The organism is Arthrobacter sp. Rue61a, from assembly GCF_000294695.2.
Taxonomy (GTDB): Bacteria; Actinomycetota; Actinomycetes; order Actinomycetales; family Micrococcaceae; genus Arthrobacter; species Arthrobacter aurescens_A.
In genome coordinates, this window is record NC_018531.1 from 166,548 (window position 1) to 186,895 (window position 20,348).

A 20,348-nucleotide genomic window follows, 5' to 3' on the forward strand; every position below is an offset into this window, starting at 1 on the left:
TGCTTAGCCCGAGAAGAACTCCGACAACTCCGAGATCAGTTTGTCCGGTGCCTTGTTGGGCCCGTCATGGCCGAATCCGGGGAGGATGGTGTAGCTGGATCCGGACAGGACGTCGTGGATCTGGCCACATGCGACACCGAAGTAGGCGGGGCTCTTTTCCCCCACCACAATGAGCGTTTCCAAGGGCAGTTCAAGGAACGGCTCGGCGGGCATGTCGGCTGCGATGACGGCCTTGATTTCCCGGACACCACAGGTCATCAGCTCGCGCATCTGTTTGCCCAGTGGTGTTCCAGCGGCCAGTTTGTTCGCCAAGGTGAGCATGGACAGGGGCATTCGTGCGAAGGCGCCGCCGGTCTCTACTCCCTTGATGAGGACGGCGAGGGCGCGATCGTAGTCTCCCGCCGCCGTCGCGCGTTCATAGTCGGGTGTCCAGTCGGCCTTGACGCTGTGGTTGACCGAGACGGCGGGGTCGTACACGGCGAGGCGCTCGACGGGCAGCGTCCGAGCCGCGTGCAGCGCGACGGCACCGCCGAAACTGTGCCCGAACACATCGGTGCTGGACGTGTGCTTCATGACAGTTTCCAGATCCCGGATGTCAGCTTCGAGCGTGTAATCCTCGGACTGCGGGGACGAATCACCGCGCCCCCGCCGGTTGAACGTGTGGACGGGGCGGCCAAGGGCCTCGCTGAGTTTCTGGGCGAATCGCGAGTAGTCGGTGGCTGTCACCATGGAGGCAGGAACGACGACGACTCCGGAGCCTGCCGCTGCCAGCTCACCGCCCGTGGTAAGTACTTCGAGGTGTCCGCCGTCGTGGGTCATGATGATGTCGCGCGTCATGACTCGAGCCTAACCGAGCCAGCTGACAGCATGCAGCATGCGGGCCCGTATGTGGAAAAGCGGTCAGCGTTTGAAGTACTCCGAGATATCGGTAACGAGCTCGCTGACTGCGGCAGGGACCGAACCGTGGAAGCCCTTCGGGGAGACTTCCAGAGTGCTGCCGGGGACTGCCCTGTTCAGGCGCGCGGCTGTGACCTTGTAGAACTGCGGACTCTTCTTGCCCACCATGAAGTGGGTGCCGGGTGGCAGGACGGAGAAGTCCCGCGGCGTATCAGCGGCGTCGAAGGCTGCCTTAAGTTCACCGACACCCGACGGCATGAGCTCGCGGAAAAGCCTGTTGACTTTGGTCCCCGAAACAACTGCCATGAGCCCGGCCAATATTGGCTCCGGGACCCGTGCCAGCGCAGTTCCGGGCTGCATGCCACGCTTCATCCGCGCCAAAGCCCGCCCAACATCGCCCCGATTGACGGACTCCGCGAATCCATCCAGCCAGGCGGTGTCCATGCTTCCGTCGATGTTCACTGCGGCGTCGTACACCGCGAGCTTGTCCGGTTGGTGGTGCGTGCCGGCGAATGCCTGGGCTGCGTTGAGGGCTACGGCGCCGCCCAGGCTGTGGCCCATGACGTTCCGGGCACCGGTTTCGTCCATGATGGTGCGGACATCGGCGATCTCCGTGGCCATGGAGTAGTTGGGCGGCTGCTCGGTTGACTGGCCCCGGCCTCGGCGATCGTACACATCCACGGCCCAGCCTTCGCCCAGCCCTTTGGACAAGGCAATGGAGAACGGTCGGTAAATCAGTGCGGTGAGGAACGCGCCGCCAATGAGCACCACTCGGCGTTCGCCGGGCGCGTCTTCGGTGCCGTAGCTGTACAAGGCGAGCCTGCCGCCGTCGTGCGTCTTGATGTGGCGTTCCTTCACCGGAACATCCTAGGTGGCACTGCTGGGTTCTTCCTTCACATGGTTCCCGGACAGGAATCGGGCGATGCGCGCAGCAAGGCGTTTCCCGGGCCGGAGCGGGCCTTCATGGAACTGCAGGGGCACAATCGCGAAGTCGATCGCGGGCACGGCCCCGGCCAGAATCCGGCCGGTCTCTGCGAAGTAGGACGGACTCCATCCACCGCTAAGCATGAGCGTGGGGGTGGACAGCTTCATGAAGTCGTGAAGGTGGGCGTCGGCGTCGAGAACGGCCCGCATTTCCGTAACGGCGGTGGGTAGGAGGGAACGCATCTCCAATCCCAGCCGGGTCCGGGCCGAGAGGACGCTGAGTGCACGGAGCGCACCCATCGGTAAGTAGGAAATCGGCCCGGCAGTTCCCAGGCCCTGCACCAGATGGGCCCATGCATGATCCAACTGGCCGGAGGTGACAGCGTCTTCGAGCTCGGGCCGCCACCGGCTGCTGAGGTTGCCGGACAGCGACACGGCGGCGTCGTAAGTGACCAGTTTGTTGATCCTGGCGCGGCGGGCGGCTTGCAGCGCCACAAAACCGCCATAACTGTGCGCCACGACGTCCGTGGAGCCGCTCTTCTCCATGACCGCTTGAAGGTCCGAGATCTCCGTGTCCACGGAATAGCCCGGTGGCTGCGGGGCGGAGTGCCCCCGACCGCGGCGGTTGTAGCTGTGAACCGGGCGCCCCAGCATGCCGCTCAGGGTCCGCGCGAACGGCCAGTACAGGGAATCGGTCACCAAGGTGCCGTGAACAAGCACGACGCCGGCTGGTTCAGCCGGTGCTTTCGACCCCGGAATTGAAGTGCCGGACGCCGGCCGAAAGGTGTGCACCTCAAGCTGGCCGCCGCCGTCGTTCGTTTCAACCGTCCACGTTTCCACAGCCTGAGTCTATGCGTTTCCCTGATCTGGGCGCCCGGAAGTAAAGGCCCGTAATCACCGGTAAACTTAAGGACTGTGACTTCCGCAAACACCCCCGCCCAGAACACCTCCGCAGAGCCCATCGACGCCAGCGAGCAAATGCGCATCCGTATGGAGAAGCGCGCCAAGCTGATCGAGCGCGGCACCGAGGCCTATCCGGTGGGCGTGGAACGGACCCACTCCCTGAGCGAAATCCGCGAAAAGTACGCGCACCTGGAAGCCGATGAAACAACCGGCGATACTGTGGGCGTCACCGGCCGCGTGGTATTCGTCCGCAACACCGGCAAGCTGTGCTTCGCAACCCTCCAGGAGGGCGGCGTTGACGGCAAGGGCGTCCGGCTGCAGGCAATGCTGAGCCTGGCGAATGTCGGTGAGGAAGCGCTCGCCGATTGGAAGGCGCTGGTTGACCTTGGCGACCATGTTTTCATCAAGGGCGAGGTCATCTCGTCCCGCCGCGGTGAGCTGTCCGTCATGGCTGACTCCTGGTCCATGGCGTCCAAGGCCCTGCGTCCCCTGCCGGTCCTGCACGCGGAACTGAACGAGGAAACCCGTGTTCGCCAGCGCTATGTGGATCTCATGGTCCGCGACGAAGCCCGCGAAATGGTCTACAGGCGCGCAGCCATCACCCGCTCTGTTCGCGACACCCTTGACCGCCACGGCTACGTGGAGGTGGAAACCCCCATTCTGCAGCTGGTCCACGGCGGCGCTACAGCCCGCCCGTTTGAGACGCACATGAATGCCTTCGACCAGAAGATGACGTTGCGCATCGCCACCGAGCTTTTCCTCAAGCGTGCCGTTGTGGGTGGCATTGACCGTGTGTATGACATGGGCCGCGTTTTCCGCAACGAAGGCGTGGACTCCACGCACAGCCCTGAATTCACCACGCTTGAATGCTACGAAGCCTGGGCGGACCAGTTCGTCATGGCTGAGCGCATGAAGGAAATCATCCTGAATGTGGCGGACGTGGTGGGTACGCGCACCATCCAAACGGATGCCGGCGAAATAAACCTCGACGGCGAATGGGCTTGGATTTCGGTGTACCCGGGTATTTCCGAAGCAGTGGGCGTTGAAATTACTCCGGACACCACGGTGGACGAGTTGCTGGCAATTGCTGCCAAGCACGAGGTCAAGGTGGACCCCAAATGGGACGCCGAGAAGATGGTTGTTGAACTGTTCGGCGAGATTGTGGAACCCACCCTGCTGAACCCCACTTTTGTCTACGACTACCCGCCTTCCGCCCAGCCGCTGGCTCGCCCGCACCGTGAGGACGGCCGGCTCATCGAGGCCTGGGACCTGATCATCGGCGGCATGGAGCGCGGTACGGCGTTCTCCGAGCTCATTGATCCCGTGATCCAGCGCGAACGGCTTACAGAGCAGTCCCGACGCTCCGCGGCCGGCGACGAGGAAGCAATGCAGTTGGACGAGGACTTCCTCCGCGCCCTTGAGTACGGTGCTCCGCCCATGGGTGGCATTGGGCTGGGCATTGACCGCCTGGTGATGCTTTTCACCGGTGCCGGTATCCGCGAAACCATCTTGTTCCCGTTGCTGAAGCCTGAGGGTCACTGATTATGGAGTACATCGCAGTCCTGGCGCCGTCCATTGTGGTGGGATTGATCTTCTGGTTTGCCATGAAGTCGATCTTCAATGCGGACAAATCGGAACGACAGGCCGAAGCCAAGGCGCAGGCCGAAGCGAATTTGAAAAATTCCGGACCTGCGTCCGAGGGTCCTGCAGCTAAATAGCCTTCCAATTGGCTTCCGCTAACAGAAGACAATCCAATTACGCTTTGACGCGCATGCTTGCCGTGAACGATAATCATCAAAGGAATCCGGGGAATTTCTGATTATCCAACCCTCCAAATGAGAGGCAACTCATGGCACAGAAAGTAAAAATCATCCTCGTCGATGACCTGGATGAAGGGGCTGCGGACGAGACTGTCCGTTTTGGCCTCGACGGCGTGAGCTACGAGATGGACCTGTCCACTGCCAACGCGGCCTCGCTGCGCAAGGCATTGGAGCCCTACGTCGCTAAGGCCAGGAAGACTTCTTCCGGCCGTGCAACCCGGGGCCGTGCGACAGCCGCACGTAACCAGGATTCCGCTCAAATCCGCCAGTGGGCCCGTGACAACGGCTACACCGTCAACAGCCGCGGACGTATTCAGGCTGAAATTCAGGAAGCGTACCAAAAGGCCAATTCCTGAATCACCGCTTCAATGCCCCGGCAGTCACTGCCGGGGCATTGGCATTTAAGCCGCCAGTTTTGCGGGCTCCCTCCAAGGCTTGGAATATCCTGTGAATCGCCGGGGTCGAGAAGGCCCGAATAGTGGGTACCAACAAAACGGCGGGCCCGGGGCCCCAAAGTATTACCGGCCGGCCTTCGCCCGGTGCTCTCAGGCAAGGGGAAGAGGGTGCCACTGCAGGTGGGCAGCGGTCAAGGGCTGGAAGCCGATTTATTCCACAACCACGTCATGTTTCCCCTGTGGCGAACACGCCCCAAAAGTGTTGCTCCGGCACGTAGCATCAAAGTACGTCGTAGCTAGGAGTGTGGCGAAATGTTTGAGAGATTTACGGACCGTGCCCGTCGCGTGGTCGTCCTTGCCCAAGAAGAGGCACGGATGCTCAACCACAATTACATCGGTACCGAGCACATCCTCTTGGGTCTGATCCACGAGGGTGAAGGCGTTGCTGCCAAGGCGCTCGAGTCCCTGAGCATTTCGCTCGATGGCGTTCGCGAGCAAGTGCAGGAGATTATCGGCCAGGGCCAGCAAGCCCCGTCCGGTCACATCCCCTTCACCCCGCGCGCCAAAAAGGTGCTTGAGCTCTCGCTCCGCGAAGCACTGCAGCTCGGCCACAATTACATCGGAACTGAGCACATCCTGCTCGGCCTCATTCGCGAAGGCGAAGGCGTGGCCGCCCAGGTGCTGGTCAAGCTTGGTGCGGACCTGAACCGGGTCCGCCAGCAGGTCATCCAGCTGCTCTCCGGCTACCAGGGCAAGGAGACCGCAGGCAGCGGCTCGGGCCAGGGCCAGCCTGAAGGTACTCCTGCCGGATCGGTGGTGCTCGACCAGTTCGGACGCAACCTGACCCAGGCTGCCCGCGAGAACAAGCTCGATCCTGTGATCGGCCGCGAGCAGGAGATGGAACGCGTCATGCAGGTCCTCTCCCGCCGTACCAAGAACAACCCGGTCCTGATCGGTGAGCCCGGGGTCGGTAAGACTGCCGTCGTCGAAGGCCTCGCCCAGGCGATCGTTCGCGGTGATGTCCCGGAGACCATCAAGGACAAGCAGCTGTACACGCTTGACCTCGGTTCCCTGGTTGCCGGTTCCCGCTACCGCGGTGACTTCGAAGAGCGCCTGAAGAAGGTCCTCAAGGAAATCCGCACCCGCGGCGACATCATCCTCTTCATCGACGAGATCCACACCCTCGTTGGTGCAGGTGCTGCCGAAGGCGCCATCGATGCTGCGTCCATCCTGAAGCCGATGCTCGCCCGCGGTGAACTCCAGACCATTGGTGCCACCACGCTGGATGAGTACCGCAAGCACATTGAGAAGGACGCTGCTCTTGAGCGCCGCTTCCAGCCGATCCAGGTCAAGGAGCCTTCCGTCGCTCACGCGATCGAGATCCTTAAGGGCCTGCGTGACCGTTACGAGGCACACCACCGCGTGACGATTACCGACGGCGCCCTCGCCTCCGCTGCGCAGCTGGCCGAACGCTACATTTCGGACCGCTTCCTGCCGGACAAGGCGATCGACCTCATCGATGAAGCCGGCGCACGCCTGCGCATTCGCCGCATGACCGCTCCGCCGGAGCTCAAGGCCATGGACGAGCGCATCGCGGACGTGAAGATGGAGAAAGAATCCGCCATCGACGCCCAGGACTTTGAAGGCGCTGCCTCGCTGCGCGACAAGGAGCAGAAGCTCATTGCCGAACGCGCAGAGAAGGAACGTAACTGGAAGTCCGGCGGCATGGACGATATCTCCGAGGTTGACGAAGACCTGATCGCCGAAGTTCTTGCGAACTCCACGGGTATCCCGGTCTTCAAGCTCACCGAGGAAGAGTCCTCGCGCCTGCTCAAGATGGAAGACGAACTGCACAAGCGCGTCGTCGGCCAGAACGAGGCCATCAAGGCCCTGTCGCAGGCCATCCGCCGTACCCGTGCAGGCCTGAAAGACCCCAAGCGTCCCGGTGGCTCGTTCATCTTCGCCGGCCCCACCGGCGTCGGCAAGACCGAGCTTGCCAAGGCGCTTGCCGAGTTCCTGTTCGGTGAAGAGGACGCCCTCATCACGCTGGACATGTCCGAGTACTCCGAGAAGCACACGGTTTCGCGTCTCTTCGGTGCACCTCCGGGCTACGTCGGCTACGAAGAGGGTGGCCAGCTGACCGAGAAGGTTCGCCGCCGTCCGTTCTCCGTGGTCTTGTTCGATGAAGTGGAGAAGGCCCACGCGGATCTCTTCAACTCACTGCTGCAGATTCTGGAAGACGGCCGCTTGACCGACTCCCAGGGCCGCGTGGTGGACTTCAAGAACACCGTGATCATCATGACCACCAACCTTGGTACCCGCGATATTTCCAAGAGCGTGGCAACGGGCTTCCAGTCCGGCACGGACACCCAGACCGGCTACAACCGGATGCGTGCCCGGGTCACGGAAGAGCTCAAGCAGCACTTCCGTCCCGAGTTCCTCAACCGTGTTGACGACGTCGTGGTGTTCCCGCAGCTGACGCAGGACGAGATCATCGAGATCGTGGACCTGTTCGTCACCCGCTTGGAGCGCCGCCTCAAGGACAAGGACATGGGCATCGAGCTGACCCCCGCTGCCAAGGTTCTCTTGGCCACGCGTGGTTACGATCCCGCAATGGGTGCCCGGCCATTGCGCCGCACCATTCAGCGCGAGATCGAGGACCAGCTGTCCGAGAAGATCCTGTTCGGCGAACTCCACTCCGGCGACATCGTTGTGGTGGACGTTGATGGCGAAGGTGACGACGCCAAGTTCACGTTCGAAGGCAACGCCAAGCCGCGTATCCCGGAGATTGCTCCGACCGCGTAGTCGCTACAGCACTAAGCCCCGCCCGCTCCAACATAGAGCGGGCGGGGCTTTTGCGTGAACTCCGAAGAAGGGAGGCGGTATGCGCGTACTCATGGTGACTCCGGGGACGCGGGGAGATGTCGCGCCGATGGCGGGGCTCGGTAGCCGCCTGCAGGGGCTGGGCTACGAGGTGGCCGTCGCGGCCAACCCGGCCTACGCGCCTCTTGTTGTTGAGTCGGGCTGCGAGTTCAGGCCGCTGCCCGGCGACCTGGCCGGATTGATCACGCAACCGGCCCCCGGTGCCAAAGCGTCATCCGGAAGCGTGCTCACCTTCTGGCGGAAGCTCACGGAATATATGGACAACGCTGCCACCGGCACGCTTGCTGCAGCCGAGGCCGGGGCCGACGTGATTCTGGCCAATTCGGTGGCACCCTATGCTTACGACATCGCGGATGCTCTGGGTATCCCGGCCATCGGCGCACATTTGCAGCCTATCGAGCCGAGCGCGGCGTATCCGCCTGTGATCATGAATTCGGCCCAAAGCCTTGGTGCGTGGGGAAACAAGATCATTGGTGAGCGCGCAGCTGCGGGTCCGGCTCCCTACGATGCGCCCAGCGCACGCCTTCGCAGAGAGCTGGGACTGGGCAAGGAAAGCCGTGCGGCCGGAGAGCGTCGGCGGAGGAAAGCGAAGGCGACCATCCTTCATGGCATCAGCCCCACCGTCCTGCCCCGGCCTGCTGATTGGCACTCCGGCCTGGTCATGGCAGGGTATTGGTGGCCCGCCGTCGAGCCGGACTGGCAGCCCTCCGCGGACCTTGTGGACTTCCTTGCCGAAGGCCCACCGCCCGTTTTCGTAGGCTTTGGAAGCAGTGCCCACATCGACCCCGCCTTCATCCTTGAGGCAACACGCCGTGCCGGAGTGCGGGCTGTTGTCCAGGGCGCTGAGGGTGGGTTGGGTGACGACGCCATCGCCGTCGGCAGCGTTCCGCATGAGTGGTTGTTCCCTCATATGGCGGCCGTGGTTCACCATGCCGGAGCGGGAACCGCGGCGGCGGGCCTCCGGGCGGGGGTGCCGGCCGTTGGCGTTCCGGTGTACACGGACCAGCCGCTCTGGGCTTCCCGCCTTGCCGCCCTCGGCGCTGGCCCTGCGCCGATCCCGTACAAGAAGCTCACCCCGGAGCGCCTCGGTGACGCAATCATGAAAGCCGTCAGCACGCCGTCGTACTCCCTGCGGGCAGCGGAGTTGGGGGCGGCCATCGCGAAAGAGGATGGCACCGTGGCTGTGGTCGGCGCCCTGCAGAACCTTTGACCTAGAGCCGAATATGTGAAAGTACTGTTTCACTGTGAGTGAACCAGTCTGTGATCGGCGGCACAATCCGTGTTGAATCGGATCATGGACTCTGCTGACACTCACACCCAGGGCGAGCAGCCCGAAACGCCATTTCACCACCTCGACCACTACCTCGCCATCCCGCGGGTCGGCGGCCTCACGCTGAGCCCCGATGGCAAGCGCCTGGTCACCACAGTCACCACGCTGAACGGCAAAGGAACTGAGTTCGCCACCGCACTCTGGGAAATCGACCCCAGCGGCCGGAACCAAGCCCGCCGCATCACCCGCAGCTCCAAGGGAGAGGCCGGCGCGGTCTTCGCCGCCAACGGCGACCTGTACTTTACGTCGGCGCGCCCTGATCCGGACAGCCCTGACGCCGACCCTGTAAATGCCCTGTGGCTGCTCCCCGCTGACGGAGGAGAGGCGCGGGTAGTGCATTCTCGTTCGGGTGGAATTGGTTCCGTCATGGCCGCGAAAGACGCCAACGCCACCTTCGTCAACGCTGAGGTCCTGGCCGGATCCGCGGATGAGGAGAACGACGAGGAGCGTCGCAAGGCACGCAAGGACAACAAGGTCTCGGCCATCCTGCACAGCGGCTACCCGATCCGCTACTGGGACGCCGACCTTGGCCCGGCCGAGCCGCGGATCTTCGCGGTGGAGCAGGGCGAGGAGAAGGAGCCCGGCAAGCCGTCCACCATTGACTCCGCTGCGCCCCTCAAGCTCCGGAACCTGACGCCCGGCGTCGGCGGCTCGCTGCGTGAGGCCAAAACCGTGGTGAGCCCGGACGGCAGGACCATTTACACAAGCATGACCAAAGCGCTCGCGAAAGCCGACAGCCGCGAGGTGCTCGCCGCCGTCGACGTTGCCACCGGGACCGTCAAGGTGCTGCTGGACCACCAAGGCATGAGCTACTTCCCCGGGCCGGTGAGCCCGGACAATCGAACGCTGGTGGTGCAGAGCGAAAGCGACACCACGCCAACGCAGGCTCCCCACGTGAAACTGCACCTCTTGAACGTGGCGGGCGGCGAGACCACGGACCTTGAGCCGCTCGCACACCAGTGGGACCGTTGGGCAACGCCCCTCGTTTGGCTTCCGGACGGCACCGCGGTCCTGGTAACAGCAGACGACGACGGCGCGTCGCCGGTCTTCCGGATCGACGTCGCTGACGGTGCAGTCACCCGGGTGACAAAGGACGCTGCAGCCTACTCGGATGTGGTGATTTCTCCCGACGGAACCGAGGCGTATGCGCTCCGAAGCTCCTACGAGTTCCCCGCCGAAGCCGTGCGGATCAACCTGGTCACAGGAGAAACGGTCCGCCTGCAGGCACCTGCGGAGCGGCCCGTGTACAAAGGCCGGCTTGAGCGCGTGGATACGACAGCCGAAGATGGCTCGCGCGTTCCGGCGTACCTCGCGCTTCCGGAGGGCGCGTCCGCGGACAACCCGGCACCCCTCTTGCTGTGGATCCACGGCGGGCCGCTTGGCTCGTGGAACGCGTGGACGTGGCGTTGGAACCCATGGCTGCTGGTGGCCAAAGGCTATGCCGTGCTGCTGCCGGATCCTGCCCTTTCCACCGGCTACGGCCAGGAGTTCATCCAGCGCGGATGGGGCGAATGGGGCAAGAAGCCGTTCACGGACCTCATGGCCATCACCGACGCGGTGGTCGCGCGGCCGGACATCGACGAGTCCCGGACTGCGGCGATGGGTGGATCCTTCGGCGGCTACATGGCCAACTGGGTTGCCGGGCAAACCGACCGCTTCAAGGCAATCGTCACCCACGCCAGCCTGTGGGCGCTGGACCAGTTCGGCCCCACCACCGACGCTGCCCAGTACTGGCTCAAGGAGATGACCGTGGAAATGGCGATGGAAAATTCGCCGCACCTGAACGTGGGCAACATCAAAACGCCCATGCTGGTGATCCACGGCGACAAGGACTACCGCGTGCCCATCGGCGAAGGCCTTCGCCTCTGGTACGAGCTCCTGTCCTCCTCTCAACTGCCTGCTGACGATAACGGCCAGAGCCCGCACCGCTTCCTGTACTTCCCGGACGAGAACCACTGGGTGCTGCAGCCACAGCACGCGAAGGTCTGGTACGGCGTCGTGGAGAGCTTCCTGGCAAAGCAGGTGCTGGGCGAGGAGGTTTCTTTGCCGGAGGAGCTGGGAGTGTAGGTCGTTGCTGGCTGCGGCGCTGGACCTGCGCCATTCGCCGCGTGCTCGCTCGTTCCTCGATTAGACGCACGCTATGCAAAAGTCTCAGGTCCAGCGCCTCGCGGGTGGGACTCGCTCACGTCCGGGTGTAAGTAACGGGGCGCATGGCATCTGTTTGCCTCGTTAGGATGGGGGAGTGGATTCGACCTTCAGCCTTCGCCCTGCCCGCACCAGTGATGTGGCGGCTATCAAAAGGCTTGTGGCGCCCTTGGCTGAGGAGCGGATTCTCATGGCCAAGGAGACTGTGGCGTATTACGAGAGCCTCCAGGAATTCCGGATTGCCGAGTCTGACGACGGTGAAGTCATTGGTTGCGGTGCCCTGCATGTGATGTGGGAAGACTTGGCCGAGATCCGCACGCTGGCCGCTGCTGACTCTTGGCGTGGGCGGGGAGTGGGGCATGTTCTGGTCGAAAACCTCTTGGAGGAAGCGCGGGCGCTTGGCGTGAGCCGCGTGTTCTGCCTGACGTTTGAAGTGGATTTCTTCAAGCGCCACGGATTCGAAGTCATGGCTGACCAGTCGGCCGTGGATCCGCAGGTGTACTCCGAGCTGCTGCGCTCGCATGACGAAGGCGTTGCCGAGTTCCTGGACCTTGCCCGCGTGAAGCCCAATACCTTGGGAAACACCCGCATGATCAAGCAGCTCTAGCAGCTCTAGCAGCCTAAACAGCACTCTTACTGCCTTGGGCAGCGTCAATCCAGGCGCGTCGATCAAGCCTGCCCGATTATGAGTGATTTATTAGCTCTTCTCTTATATCCAGTTGATGGATAAACTGATTGAGGCTTGCTGGGGAAGCTTCCACCACATCGGTCAATTGAGAGAAGATCATGCAGTCCCACGCCTCTTTTTCAGATGTTTCAGAACTCCAACTCAGCGTGCGCGGTCCCGTGTTCACGCCTGCCGATCCGGGCTTCGCTCCCGAAGTAGCGGCCTTCAACCTCTCCACACAGCACCAACCTGATCTGGCCTTTGGCGCCCTCGACGCAGAGGACGTTTCCGCGGCTATTCGCTGGGCGGCCGAGCGGGGAATGCCCGTCTCCGTCCAGTCCACCGGACACGGCGCTACCAATGCCATTGAAGGCGGCCTGCTCATCAGCACCCGCCGGATGTTGGAACTCAGCATCGATCCCCTTGAGAAGACGGCCCGCGTCGGTGCAGGCGTCCGGTGGAAGGCCGTGGTGGAACTCGCCGCGACGTTCGGCTTGATGGGACTTTGCGGTTCAACCACCGATGTCGGCGTGGTGGGTTACACGCTGGGTGGCGGTTTGCCGATCCTGGGGCGCAAGTACGGCTTCGCATCAGACCACGTAATTGCTTTCGAGCTCGTCACCGCCGACGGCACACAGCGCCGGGTGACCAAGGACGAGAATTCGGAGCTGTTCTACCTCCTGCGCGGCGGCAAGGGGAACTTGGGCATCGTCACTGCCATGGAATTCCATCTGTTCCCGGCAGCCGATCTCTACGCAGGCGGAATGTATTTCGACGGCGAGCATGCGCCCGAGGTTTTGCGGGCGTTCAGGGAATGGGTGCCGTCGCTGCCGGTGGACGCATCAGCGTCCATGGCGTTCCTTCGCCTTCCGGATATGGAAATGGTTCCGGAACCACTCCGCGGAAAGTTCGTCATCCATCTCCGCTACGCCTACCAGGGTGATCTGGCAACCGCGGCGGGAGTCCTTGAGCCCATGCGCCACTGTGCCCCGTTCATGATGGACGCCACCGGACCTTTGGACTCCACCCAGTTCGACACGATCCACCAAGACCCGGACCAGCCGGTACCCGTGCGCGAGCACGGTTTCCTGCTTGATCGTTTGGACGACCAAGCCGAAGACGCTTTGCTGCGGCACTTTGGTCCCGGCGTCGAAAGTCCTGTGTTGTTGGCAGAACTTCGACTCCTGGGTGGCGCCTTGGCCAAGAGCACGGACGGGGAGGACATTGTGGGCGGCCGTGACGCGGCGTTCAGCTTCTTCATGGGCGCGATCGCCGTCCCGCCGGTCCTGGACATTCTCCCCGGCGTGTTCAGCGCAGTCCACGAAGACCTCCGACCTGCTGCGAATGCGGGCACGTTCGTGAACCTGCACGGCCATTTTGTGGATGCCGAGGACAGGGAGCGGCCGTGGCTGCCCAGTGCGCGGGAACGGCTCCGGAAGGCGAAAGCCGAGGTGGATCCGAAGAACATGTTCAGCTTCGGGCACGTGGTGGGGCTTCCGGTCATCGATCAGACCGTGTTGCTCGAGGATGTCGTCACGGCCGGCGGCGACGCCGTGCTGAACAACTAGGGAACGCGCCATGCTTGATCGGGTGATGTTTCCGGATTTCTCGGCATTCCAAATAGATATTCCCCACGGATCATGGCCGCACGAAGCGTCATGGCAGGACGCGGGGCACTCGAACCCGGACCTGTACTCAGCCTTCTGGCCCGAGTACCAGGCAAGGAATGAGCCCGAGGCGGTGACAACACAAGCCGCTGAGGATTGACGGATCACGCGGATCCGCCGGAAGGGACAGTCATTGGGGGCTGTCCCTTCCGCTATTTAAGGACTGCTGCCACTGCAAGGCCTACCGTGGCCACAGTCGCCGGTAGTAGGGTCAGAGCACCAGCCACAGCACGCCCAGGAGCATCACATGAAAAAGCTCATTAATGATCCACGCGCCGTGGTGGACGAGTCCGTTGAAGGTTTCGGCATGGCGCATGCCGACATCGTGGACGTCCATCCCGAGCCCAAATACGTCATCCGGAAAGGCGCTCCGGTAGCGGGCAAAGTCGCCCTGATCTCCGGCGGAGGCAGCGGGCACGAGCCGCTCCATGCGGGCTTCGTTGGGCTCGGAATGCTCGACGCCGCAGTCCCCGGCGCAGTCTTCACCTCGCCTACACCCGACCAGATCATTCCGGCGACTGTCGCAGTGGACTCAGGTGCCGGCGTCGTCCATATCGTGAAGAACTACACCGGCGACGTCCTGAACTTCGAAACCGCGGCGGAGATGGCGCAAGCTGAAGGCGTACACGTGCGTTCGGTGTTGGTGAACGACGACGTCGCGGTGGAGGACTCCTTGTACACGGCCGGCCGACGCGGGGTGGGCGGAACTGTCCTGGTGGAGAAGATCGCAGGTGCATCCGCACAGCGCGGCGACGACCTCGATGCCGTCACGGCCATCGCCGAGCGTGTGGTGGCCAATGTGCGGACCATGGGTGTTGCCCTGTCTGGCTGCACGGTTCCACACGCGGGGACGCCCAGCTTTGAACTCGCGGACGATGAGATCGAGATTGGCATAGGCATTCACGGCGAACCCGGCCGGCACAGGATCGCGATGGAAAGCGCTGACGCCATCACGGATCGCCTGCTGGAGCCAGTACTGGAAGACCTCGCGTTGGCGTCCGGCGACAAGGTGCTGCTGTTCGTCAACGGCATGGGCGGAACTCCACAGAGCGAGCTGTACATCGTGTACCGGCGCGCGGCCCAGGTCCTGGCTGAGCGTGGTGCCACCGTGGAGCGCTCGCTGGTGGGGAACTATGTGACGTCTTTGGAGATGCAGGGCTGCTCAGTGTCCGTGCTGCGGCTCGATGATGAGCTGACCAGGCTCTGGGACGCACCCGTTCACACCGCGGCCTTGCGGTGGGGAGCCTGAGCATGGGGCTGGACGTTGACTGGGCACTGGACTGGTTGAAGCTCTCCGCCAAAGCCATGGCCGAACACCGGGTGGAGCTGATTGAGCTGGACAGGCCAATCGGCGATTCGGATCACGGCGAGAACATGGACCGCGGTTTCCAGGCCGTGCTGCAGAAACTCGATGAGACCCCGCCGGAGACTCCGGGCGCGGCGTTGAAGGCTGCGGCGATGGCGCTCATGTCCAAGGTGGGCGGCGCTGCCGGACCGCTGTACGGCACGGCGTATCTTCGGGCAGCAACCTCCTTGGGGGACGCCGGCGATATTGATGCGGAGGCCCTGGCCGCAGCCCTGGCAGCCGCCCGAGATGGCGTGGTGGCCCGGGGCAAAGCCGAGCTCGGCGACAAGACCATGATCGACGCGTGGACGCCCGCGGTTGAAGCGGCCCAAAAAGCCGCGGCGAGCGGCGCTGATCCGGTTGCTGTGTTGGAAGCGGCTGCGGAAGCTGCCGAAACCGGCGCCATGGCCACGGATCCGTTGGTGGCACGCAAGGGCCGGGCCAGCTACCTGGGGGAGCGCAGTGCAGGGCATCGCGACCCCGGCGCCGCTTCCACCGCGCTTCTCCTGAGAGCGGCCGCAGCAGCTGCTGCCGGTTCCACGGCTGACAAGGGAGCCGACGCCGTATGACAGTGGGGATTGTGGTTGTATCGCACAGCAGCAAGATCGCCGAGGGGGCTGTGGAACTTGCCGCGCAGATGGCCCCCGACGTCCACCTCGTCGCCGCCGGGGGAACTGACGACGACCGCATCGGAACCAGCCTGGAGAAGGTGCTGGCCGCCGTCGAGCAGTCCCTGGTTGATTCCGGGGGCGATGGCGTGGTGGTGCTAACCGATCTGGGTTCAGCTGTGATGACCGCAGAGTCTGCGGTGGAGTTCGCCAGCGATCCGGACGCCGTCCTCCTTGCCGATGCGCCGCTGGTTGAGGGACTCGTGGCCGCAGCCGTCGCCGCCCAAGGAGGTGACGGCGTCGAAGATGTTCGCAAGGCGGCCGAAGCCGTGGCCTTCGGCAACGTACCCGCAGGCGTAGGGGGTCCGGCAATCCCTGAGGATAAGGATGAACCGGACGCAAGCGGAGATTTTGAGCTCATCAATCCTTTGGGAATGCACGCCCGCCCTGCCGCGAAGATCGCCGGGGGCCTATCCGGGCTGGACGCTGAGGTAACCGTCAACGGCGTCGATGGCATGTCCATCATGGCGCTCATGGCGCTCGCCGCGGGTAAAGGCTCTACCCTGCGAATCGAAGCCCGCGGCAAGGATGCGTTGAAGGCCGTTGAGTACGTGGGACGGCTTGTGGAGGAAGGGTTTGGCGAGCTCTAAGTTCCAAATTTCCATCCCAGATATTGCTAAGTATGCTGATTAGTGATGTTGTAGAGGTACAGGTTCACTACAAGGAAGAGGTGCGAAACATGGGTGCTGACGACAAGATGGAGAACGCTGGCGAGAAGCTCGGTGGCAAGGCTAAGGAAGCTGCCGGAAAGCTGACGGACAACGAGCGCCTGGAAGCCGAAGGCAAGGGCGATCAGACCAAAGCCGACCTCAAGGGTGCCGGCGAGAAGTTGAAGGACGCCTTCAAGAAGGACTAGAAGTCCAGACAGGGCCGCTGCATTGCAGCGGCCCTGTCTTGTTTTGACCCTTGCGAGGCGCCCTTCGGGGGCGCGCTATCTAATGGAGGATCTTCGTGAACATACTGGTAAAACTTTTCGGCCTGGCCGTCAGCCTCGGAGCTGGCGCGCTCGCAAACAAAACGCTGGAAGGCCTCTGGGAGAAGAGAACTGGTAAGCCCGCCCCCAAGGACGGTACAGACCTCAACGACTCCCTGCCCGGCGTGCTCGTCTTCGCGGTTGTTTCCGCAGGCGTTGGCGCCGTAGTTCACGTGCTCACCCAACGGGGCACCAAGAGCGCCCTGGCCCGCATGAAGAAGACTGCTGACGAGGTTTAACACATGGCTATAGCTAAATTCCCCAGTGTCGTCATCGATTGTCCTGATGCGGCTGCTTTGGCCGCCTTCTATGGCGAGCTTTTCGGCTGGGAGATCGAGGACAAAGGCGACTGGTTCGACATCCGTCCCAGCGATGGCAGCAACTGCATCTCCTTCCAACAGGTAGAGGTGTACCAGCCGCCCAAATGGCCCGGCCAAACCATCCCGCAGCAAATGCACCTGGACATGGTGGTGGAGGACCTGGACAAGGGCGAAGAAGTTGCCTTGTCCCTTGGGGCAACCAAAGCCGACCATCAGCCCGGCGAGACGTTCAGGGTGTTCCTTGATCCGGCGGGCCACCCGTTCTGCCTCTGCCTGAGCTAAGGCCTCCCGGCACCTAGCCTTGCTTCGCCGCCCATTCGTCCACGCGGCGGTTGCTCTCTTCTTCGGAGAGGTCCTCCACACGGGTCATGATGGACCAGCGAACGCCGAAGGGATCGCGGATGCTTGCGTATCGGTCACCTGAGACGAAAGTGGATAGCGGCTCGCGGATGGTGGCTCCCGCTTGCTCAGCCTTCTTCACGAGTCCGTCCGCGTCCGGGCAGTAAAGGCCGAGGGAATAGCAGTCGTCCTCGCCGCTGGGCGCCGGCACCAAGTGGTACTCCGGGTTGGGCTCGCCAAGTTGGAGGCGGCCATTGCCGAAGTCGAGTTCGGCGTGGACCACCATCCCGCCCATCTCCGTTTCACCTACAACCCGGGCACCGAACACATCGCGGTAGAACGCGATGGCTTCCCTGGCGTTGGGCACGGCGAGGAACGGCGTGAGGCTGGTCAGGCCGTTAGGGATGCCGTGGGTGGTGTGTTCACCGTGGGCTGCGGTGGTGGGCTCTGTGCTTGTAGTATCTGTCATGGTTACGACGCTACGGGCCTTCTGCCGAGTGGCGCTTGGAGATTTGCGACAGCTTTGATCCGCTTGTGGAAAGGCTCCGATGGAGGGTTCGTTCAAGGGCATCCTGTATCCGGCGCGACTCCCCACCTTCCATCGCTTTCCTGCACCGGCGTCCGTTGCAGACCTGGTGCAGTGGTTCTGGATTCCGGAGTGGAACATCGAACCCGGCCGGTCATCCCGGCAACACGTGATCGCCTACCCGGCGTCCAACCTCGTGGTGCAGGGCGACGTCGTCGAGTTCTCCGGGCCGACCACCCGGGCCGCTTACCGCGACCTGACCGGTCAGGGTTGGGCGGTTGGCGCGTTACTGCGCCCCGCGGCTGTGCCGCTCTTTACCGATCATCCGGGGGCCCTCCGTGACCAGGAAGTTGGGATGGCGCTGGAAGGCCTTCAGAGGGCCGTCTCGGCAGCCATGACCACGCCTTCCGTTGAGATCATGCACGACGGCGGCACGCACCGCGAGCGGGCAGTGGAAGCCTTTGTTGCGTGGCTGAATTCCCTGGAATTTGTTGCTTCCGAGGAGGCGTTGCTCGCGAACCGGATGGTGGACGTGATTACTTCCGAACCGGACATGATCCTGCTTGAGGACGTGGCATCCCGCCTGGCCGTGTCGCCGAGAACCCTGCAGAGGATCGCCGGAAAGTACGTCGGACTGAGCCCTTCCGCACTGATCCGGCGTAGAAGATTGCAGGACGCCGCCGAGCGTACCCGGTCCAACCCAACAGCGGACCTTGCCGCGATCGCCGTCGAACTTGGCTACGCCGACCATGCGCACCTGACGAACGACTTCCAGAAGTATCTGGGGTTCACTCCGAGTGGCTACCGGAAGGCCGTTGGGGGAAACCCGGGCTAGTTTTGCTGGAACCTGGGTGGATAGCCACTCCTAGTGCTGCCGCAACCCTTCCTCATCCAGTATCAGGGCCGCAGAAATCATCCGGCCGCACTGTTCGCCGTACGGGTAGTCGCCCTTCGGCGTGAAGGTCACCGTCCTCGCGGGTAATGCCGCGCCGGAAGGGGAAGTGCCGGTCGCGGTCGCCTCAAGGGAACTTTCGGAGAGGGCGGGGAGCTCCAGGAAACCCTGAAGAGTTCCATCCGGCGACGACGTCGCTGAGCACACGCCATCCGGAGTGCAACCTTGGTCAACGGCAGTCGCGCCGGGATTCAGCAAGAGGTCTTTTTCGGTGCAGATCCCATCCTGGCAGGCCTTCAACCGAAGCGAAGCAACGTCGTCTGCGTAGTCGACTGCGACGGTCAGGGAGATGCCGGCTACATGTCCGATCGCTGGGCAGGCCACAGGTTCGGCCAAGCATCCGGGAAGCAGTGCGGCGGTCCCGGCAAGGGTTAGTGCCAATCCGATTCTGCCCATGCTTCAGAGTAGGGCTGCACGCTGCCGGTGTCGCCGGAATGTCGCATCTGCAGGGCAAAAGGCGCCTGCATCGTTATGGATCCGGGAAGGCTGTTGCGGAACCGATACGCGCGTACCGTCGCTACGCTGGAAGCCGCAATCCGCCGTCGTGCATTTCTGCCAAACCGTCCACCAAGAGGCCGTCCAATGCACGCTCGAGCTGCTCAGGTGCCGAGTTGAGCCGGTGCAGGGCAGCGAGCGGTATTCCGACGCCGGACGGTGCGAATCCCAGATCCGCCGGCGCCTGCTCGAACATCTCGCGGGGCACAGGGGTGGCCGCTTCACGGAGGACAGCCATCACGGCACCGCGGACCTGGCGGTCCGTGCCGTGCCAGGACTGGCCCTTTGGGGTGTACGACGGCGGCGGTTCACCGGCCGCGAGCCAGGCGCAACTGGAGCGCACGGGACAGTCAGCGCACTTGGGACTGCGGGCCGTGCAGACCATGGCGCCGAGTTCCATGACGGACGCGTTCCAACGGACTGAAAGTTCCTTGTCGAGCGGCAGGAGGGCGTCAGCCAGCCGCATTTCACCCGCGGTCAAGGCAGGAGCTGGCAGTGCGTCGCCGGATATGAGCCGCGCATGGACGCGCCGGATGTTGGTGTCCACCACGGTTTCGCGGCGTCCGAAAGCAAAAGCTGCGACGGCGGCCGCTGTGTAGTTGCCGACGCCCGGAAGGCCGAGGAGTTCGGGATACGTGTCAGGAACCTTGCCGCCGTGCTGCTCACGGATTGCGACGGCGGCAGCGTGCAGCCGCAGGGCCCGGCGGGGATAGCCGAGGCGGCCCCAATGGCGGACGGCAGCCCCCGACGGCTCATCTGCGAGGTGGGCGGGTGTGGGCCAGCGTTCCATCCAGTCTCGCCACACCGGCAGCACCCGGACAACGGGTGTTTGCTGAAGCATCACTTCGCTGACCAGGATGCCCCAGGGGCTGCAATCCGGCTCGCGCCACGGAAGGTCACGGGCAGTCCGGGCGAACCACTGATCAAGGGCTTGGTGGAGGCCTGCCAATTGGCCTGAATCGGGAAGTGTCATGCTGCCATCCACTGTAGTGGAATTCGGGCGGCCCGCCGCCAAGGAGGTATCCCATGGCCGACGTCACACAGGCCGGCATTAGGCCCTTTCGGCGTGGAGGTTAGGTGCCCAAGCGGCCGCGAGCCT

General features: G+C 63.3%; 21 protein-coding genes. 15 read left to right on the forward strand and 6 right to left on the reverse strand.

All coding sequences use genetic code 11. The annotated features are described in order from the left end of the window. Positions 1-3: 3 nt before the first annotated feature. The 3 genes from ARUE_RS00800 to ARUE_RS00810 form a co-directional block, all read right to left on the reverse strand. Positions 4-837, reverse strand: coding sequence for an alpha/beta fold hydrolase (locus ARUE_RS00800; protein ID WP_011772931.1), 834 nt, complete (start codon positions 835-837; stop codon positions 4-6). Between the two features lie 63 nt (positions 838-900). Next, a complete protein-coding gene (locus tag ARUE_RS00805) occupies positions 901-1,755 on the reverse strand; it encodes an alpha/beta fold hydrolase (protein ID WP_014920380.1) in 855 nt (284 codons plus the stop codon). A 9-nt stretch (positions 1,756-1,764) separates the two neighbouring features. Further along, entirely contained in the window at positions 1,765-2,661 is an 897-nt protein-coding gene (locus tag ARUE_RS00810) for an alpha/beta fold hydrolase (protein ID WP_014920381.1), read from the reverse strand. 75 nt (positions 2,662-2,736) lie between these two features. Between ARUE_RS00810 and lysS the strand changes: the two genes are divergently transcribed. The 14 genes from lysS to ARUE_RS00880 all read left to right on the forward strand — a co-directional run bounded on the left by lysS (position 2,737) and on the right by ARUE_RS00880 (position 17,219). Further along, a complete protein-coding gene (lysS, locus tag ARUE_RS00815) occupies positions 2,737-4,266 on the forward strand; it encodes a lysine--tRNA ligase (RefSeq protein WP_011772934.1) in 1,530 nt (509 codons plus the stop codon). A 2-nt stretch (positions 4,267-4,268) separates the two neighbouring features. After that, positions 4,269-4,442 carry a hypothetical protein gene (locus tag ARUE_RS24410; RefSeq protein WP_011772935.1) on the forward strand — a complete coding sequence of 58 codons (174 nt, stop codon included), beginning with the start codon at positions 4,269-4,271 and terminating at the stop codon, positions 4,440-4,442. Between the two features lie 131 nt (positions 4,443-4,573). Beyond that, entirely contained in the window at positions 4,574-4,900 is a 327-nt protein-coding gene (locus ARUE_RS00820; protein WP_014920382.1) for a histone-like nucleoid-structuring protein Lsr2, read from the forward strand. Between the two features lie 351 nt (positions 4,901-5,251). After that, positions 5,252-7,744 carry an ATP-dependent Clp protease ATP-binding subunit gene (locus ARUE_RS00825; protein WP_011772937.1) on the forward strand — a complete coding sequence of 831 codons (2,493 nt, stop codon included), beginning with the start codon at positions 5,252-5,254 and terminating at the stop codon, positions 7,742-7,744. A gap of 79 nt (positions 7,745-7,823) precedes the next feature. Continuing rightward, positions 7,824-9,032 carry a glycosyltransferase gene (locus ARUE_RS00830; protein ID WP_014920385.1) on the forward strand — a complete coding sequence of 403 codons (1,209 nt, stop codon included), beginning with the start codon at positions 7,824-7,826 and terminating at the stop codon, positions 9,030-9,032. An 84-nt stretch (positions 9,033-9,116) separates the two neighbouring features. Beyond that, positions 9,117-11,219 (forward strand): S9 family peptidase, encoded by a 2,103-nt coding sequence (locus ARUE_RS00835; RefSeq protein WP_187329911.1) that lies wholly within the window; start codon positions 9,117-9,119, stop codon positions 11,217-11,219. A gap of 175 nt (positions 11,220-11,394) precedes the next feature. Then, the gene (locus ARUE_RS00840; RefSeq protein WP_011772940.1) at positions 11,395-11,904 is read left to right on the forward strand and encodes an amino-acid N-acetyltransferase; all 510 of its coding nucleotides are present in this window, start codon (positions 11,395-11,397) and stop codon (positions 11,902-11,904) included. A 179-nt stretch (positions 11,905-12,083) separates the two neighbouring features. Beyond that, positions 12,084-13,532 carry an FAD-binding oxidoreductase gene (locus ARUE_RS00845; RefSeq protein WP_014920387.1) on the forward strand — a complete coding sequence of 483 codons (1,449 nt, stop codon included), beginning with the start codon at positions 12,084-12,086 and terminating at the stop codon, positions 13,530-13,532. A gap of 346 nt (positions 13,533-13,878) precedes the next feature. Beyond that, positions 13,879-14,880, forward strand: coding sequence for a dihydroxyacetone kinase subunit DhaK (dhaK, locus tag ARUE_RS00855; protein WP_011772943.1), 1,002 nt, complete (start codon positions 13,879-13,881; stop codon positions 14,878-14,880). 2 nt (positions 14,881-14,882) lie between these two features. Further along, positions 14,883-15,545, forward strand: coding sequence for a dihydroxyacetone kinase subunit DhaL (dhaL, locus tag ARUE_RS00860; protein ID WP_011772944.1), 663 nt, complete (start codon positions 14,883-14,885; stop codon positions 15,543-15,545). After that, positions 15,542-16,234, forward strand: a complete 693-nt coding sequence (gene dhaM / locus ARUE_RS00865) for a dihydroxyacetone kinase phosphoryl donor subunit DhaM (RefSeq protein ID WP_014920389.1) — start codon at positions 15,542-15,544, stop codon at positions 16,232-16,234. Before dhaL ends, dhaM begins: the two co-directional genes overlap by 4 nt. 89 nt (positions 16,235-16,323) lie before the next feature. Next, entirely contained in the window at positions 16,324-16,500 is a 177-nt protein-coding gene (locus ARUE_RS00870) for a CsbD family protein (RefSeq protein WP_035760998.1), read from the forward strand. Between the two features lie 95 nt (positions 16,501-16,595). After that, entirely contained in the window at positions 16,596-16,856 is a 261-nt protein-coding gene (locus ARUE_RS00875) for a DUF4235 domain-containing protein (RefSeq protein WP_011772947.1), read from the forward strand. 3 nt (positions 16,857-16,859) lie between these two features. After that, entirely contained in the window at positions 16,860-17,219 is a 360-nt protein-coding gene (locus ARUE_RS00880; RefSeq protein WP_011772948.1) for a VOC family protein, read from the forward strand. Between the two features lie 13 nt (positions 17,220-17,232). Here the strand turns inward: ARUE_RS00880 and ARUE_RS00885 are convergent, their stop codons facing one another. Further along, a complete protein-coding gene (locus ARUE_RS00885; RefSeq protein WP_011772949.1) occupies positions 17,233-17,745 on the reverse strand; it encodes a VOC family protein in 513 nt (170 codons plus the stop codon). A gap of 79 nt (positions 17,746-17,824) precedes the next feature. Here ARUE_RS00885 and ARUE_RS00890 point away from each other — a divergent pair, with 79 nt between their 5' ends. Beyond that, positions 17,825-18,637, forward strand: a complete 813-nt coding sequence (locus tag ARUE_RS00890; protein ID WP_014920391.1) for a helix-turn-helix transcriptional regulator — start codon at positions 17,825-17,827, stop codon at positions 18,635-18,637. Between the two features lie 30 nt (positions 18,638-18,667). Here the strand turns inward: ARUE_RS00890 and ARUE_RS00895 are convergent, their stop codons facing one another. Both ARUE_RS00895 and ARUE_RS00900 read right to left on the reverse strand, forming a co-directional pair. After that, the gene (locus ARUE_RS00895) at positions 18,668-19,150 is read right to left on the reverse strand and encodes a hypothetical protein (protein ID WP_014920392.1); all 483 of its coding nucleotides are present in this window, start codon (positions 19,148-19,150) and stop codon (positions 18,668-18,670) included. A 121-nt stretch (positions 19,151-19,271) separates the two neighbouring features. After that, positions 19,272-20,222 (reverse strand): iron-sulfur binding domain-containing protein, encoded by a 951-nt coding sequence (locus ARUE_RS00900; protein ID WP_043469593.1) that lies wholly within the window; start codon positions 20,220-20,222, stop codon positions 19,272-19,274. Positions 20,223-20,348 lie beyond the last annotated feature (126 nt).

Bases quoted from the DNA above. Each gene is read 5' to 3' on its own strand.
- ARUE_RS00800 (WP_011772931.1), bottom strand. From the start codon at position 837: ATGACGCGCGACATCATCATGACCCACGACGGCGGACACCTCGAAGTA.
- ARUE_RS24410 (WP_011772935.1), top strand. From the start codon at position 4,269: ATGGAGTACATCGCAGTCCTGGCGCCGTCCATTGTGGTGGGATTGATC.
- ARUE_RS00820 (WP_014920382.1), top strand. From the start codon at position 4,574: ATGGCACAGAAAGTAAAAATCATCCTCGTCGATGACCTGGATGAAGGG.
- ARUE_RS00825 (WP_011772937.1), top strand. From the start codon at position 5,252: ATGTTTGAGAGATTTACGGACCGTGCCCGTCGCGTGGTCGTCCTTGCC.
- ARUE_RS00830 (WP_014920385.1), top strand. From the start codon at position 7,824: ATGCGCGTACTCATGGTGACTCCGGGGACGCGGGGAGATGTCGCGCCG.
- ARUE_RS00835 (WP_187329911.1), top strand. From the start codon at position 9,117: ATGGACTCTGCTGACACTCACACCCAGGGCGAGCAGCCCGAAACGCCA.
- ARUE_RS00845 (WP_014920387.1), top strand. From the start codon at position 12,084: ATGCAGTCCCACGCCTCTTTTTCAGATGTTTCAGAACTCCAACTCAGC.
- dhaK (WP_011772943.1), top strand. From the start codon at position 13,879: ATGAAAAAGCTCATTAATGATCCACGCGCCGTGGTGGACGAGTCCGTT.
- dhaL (WP_011772944.1), top strand. From the start codon at position 14,883: ATGGGGCTGGACGTTGACTGGGCACTGGACTGGTTGAAGCTCTCCGCC.
- dhaM (WP_014920389.1), top strand. From the start codon at position 15,542: ATGACAGTGGGGATTGTGGTTGTATCGCACAGCAGCAAGATCGCCGAG.
- ARUE_RS00870 (WP_035760998.1), top strand. From the start codon at position 16,324: ATGGGTGCTGACGACAAGATGGAGAACGCTGGCGAGAAGCTCGGTGGC.
- ARUE_RS00880 (WP_011772948.1), top strand. From the start codon at position 16,860: ATGGCTATAGCTAAATTCCCCAGTGTCGTCATCGATTGTCCTGATGCG.
- ARUE_RS00885 (WP_011772949.1), bottom strand. From the start codon at position 17,745: ATGACAGATACTACAAGCACAGAGCCCACCACCGCAGCCCACGGTGAA.
- ARUE_RS00890 (WP_014920391.1), top strand. From the start codon at position 17,825: ATGGAGGGTTCGTTCAAGGGCATCCTGTATCCGGCGCGACTCCCCACC.
- ARUE_RS00895 (WP_014920392.1), bottom strand. From the start codon at position 19,150: ATGGGCAGAATCGGATTGGCACTAACCCTTGCCGGGACCGCCGCACTG.
- ARUE_RS00900 (WP_043469593.1), bottom strand. From the start codon at position 20,222: ATGACACTTCCCGATTCAGGCCAATTGGCAGGCCTCCACCAAGCCCTT.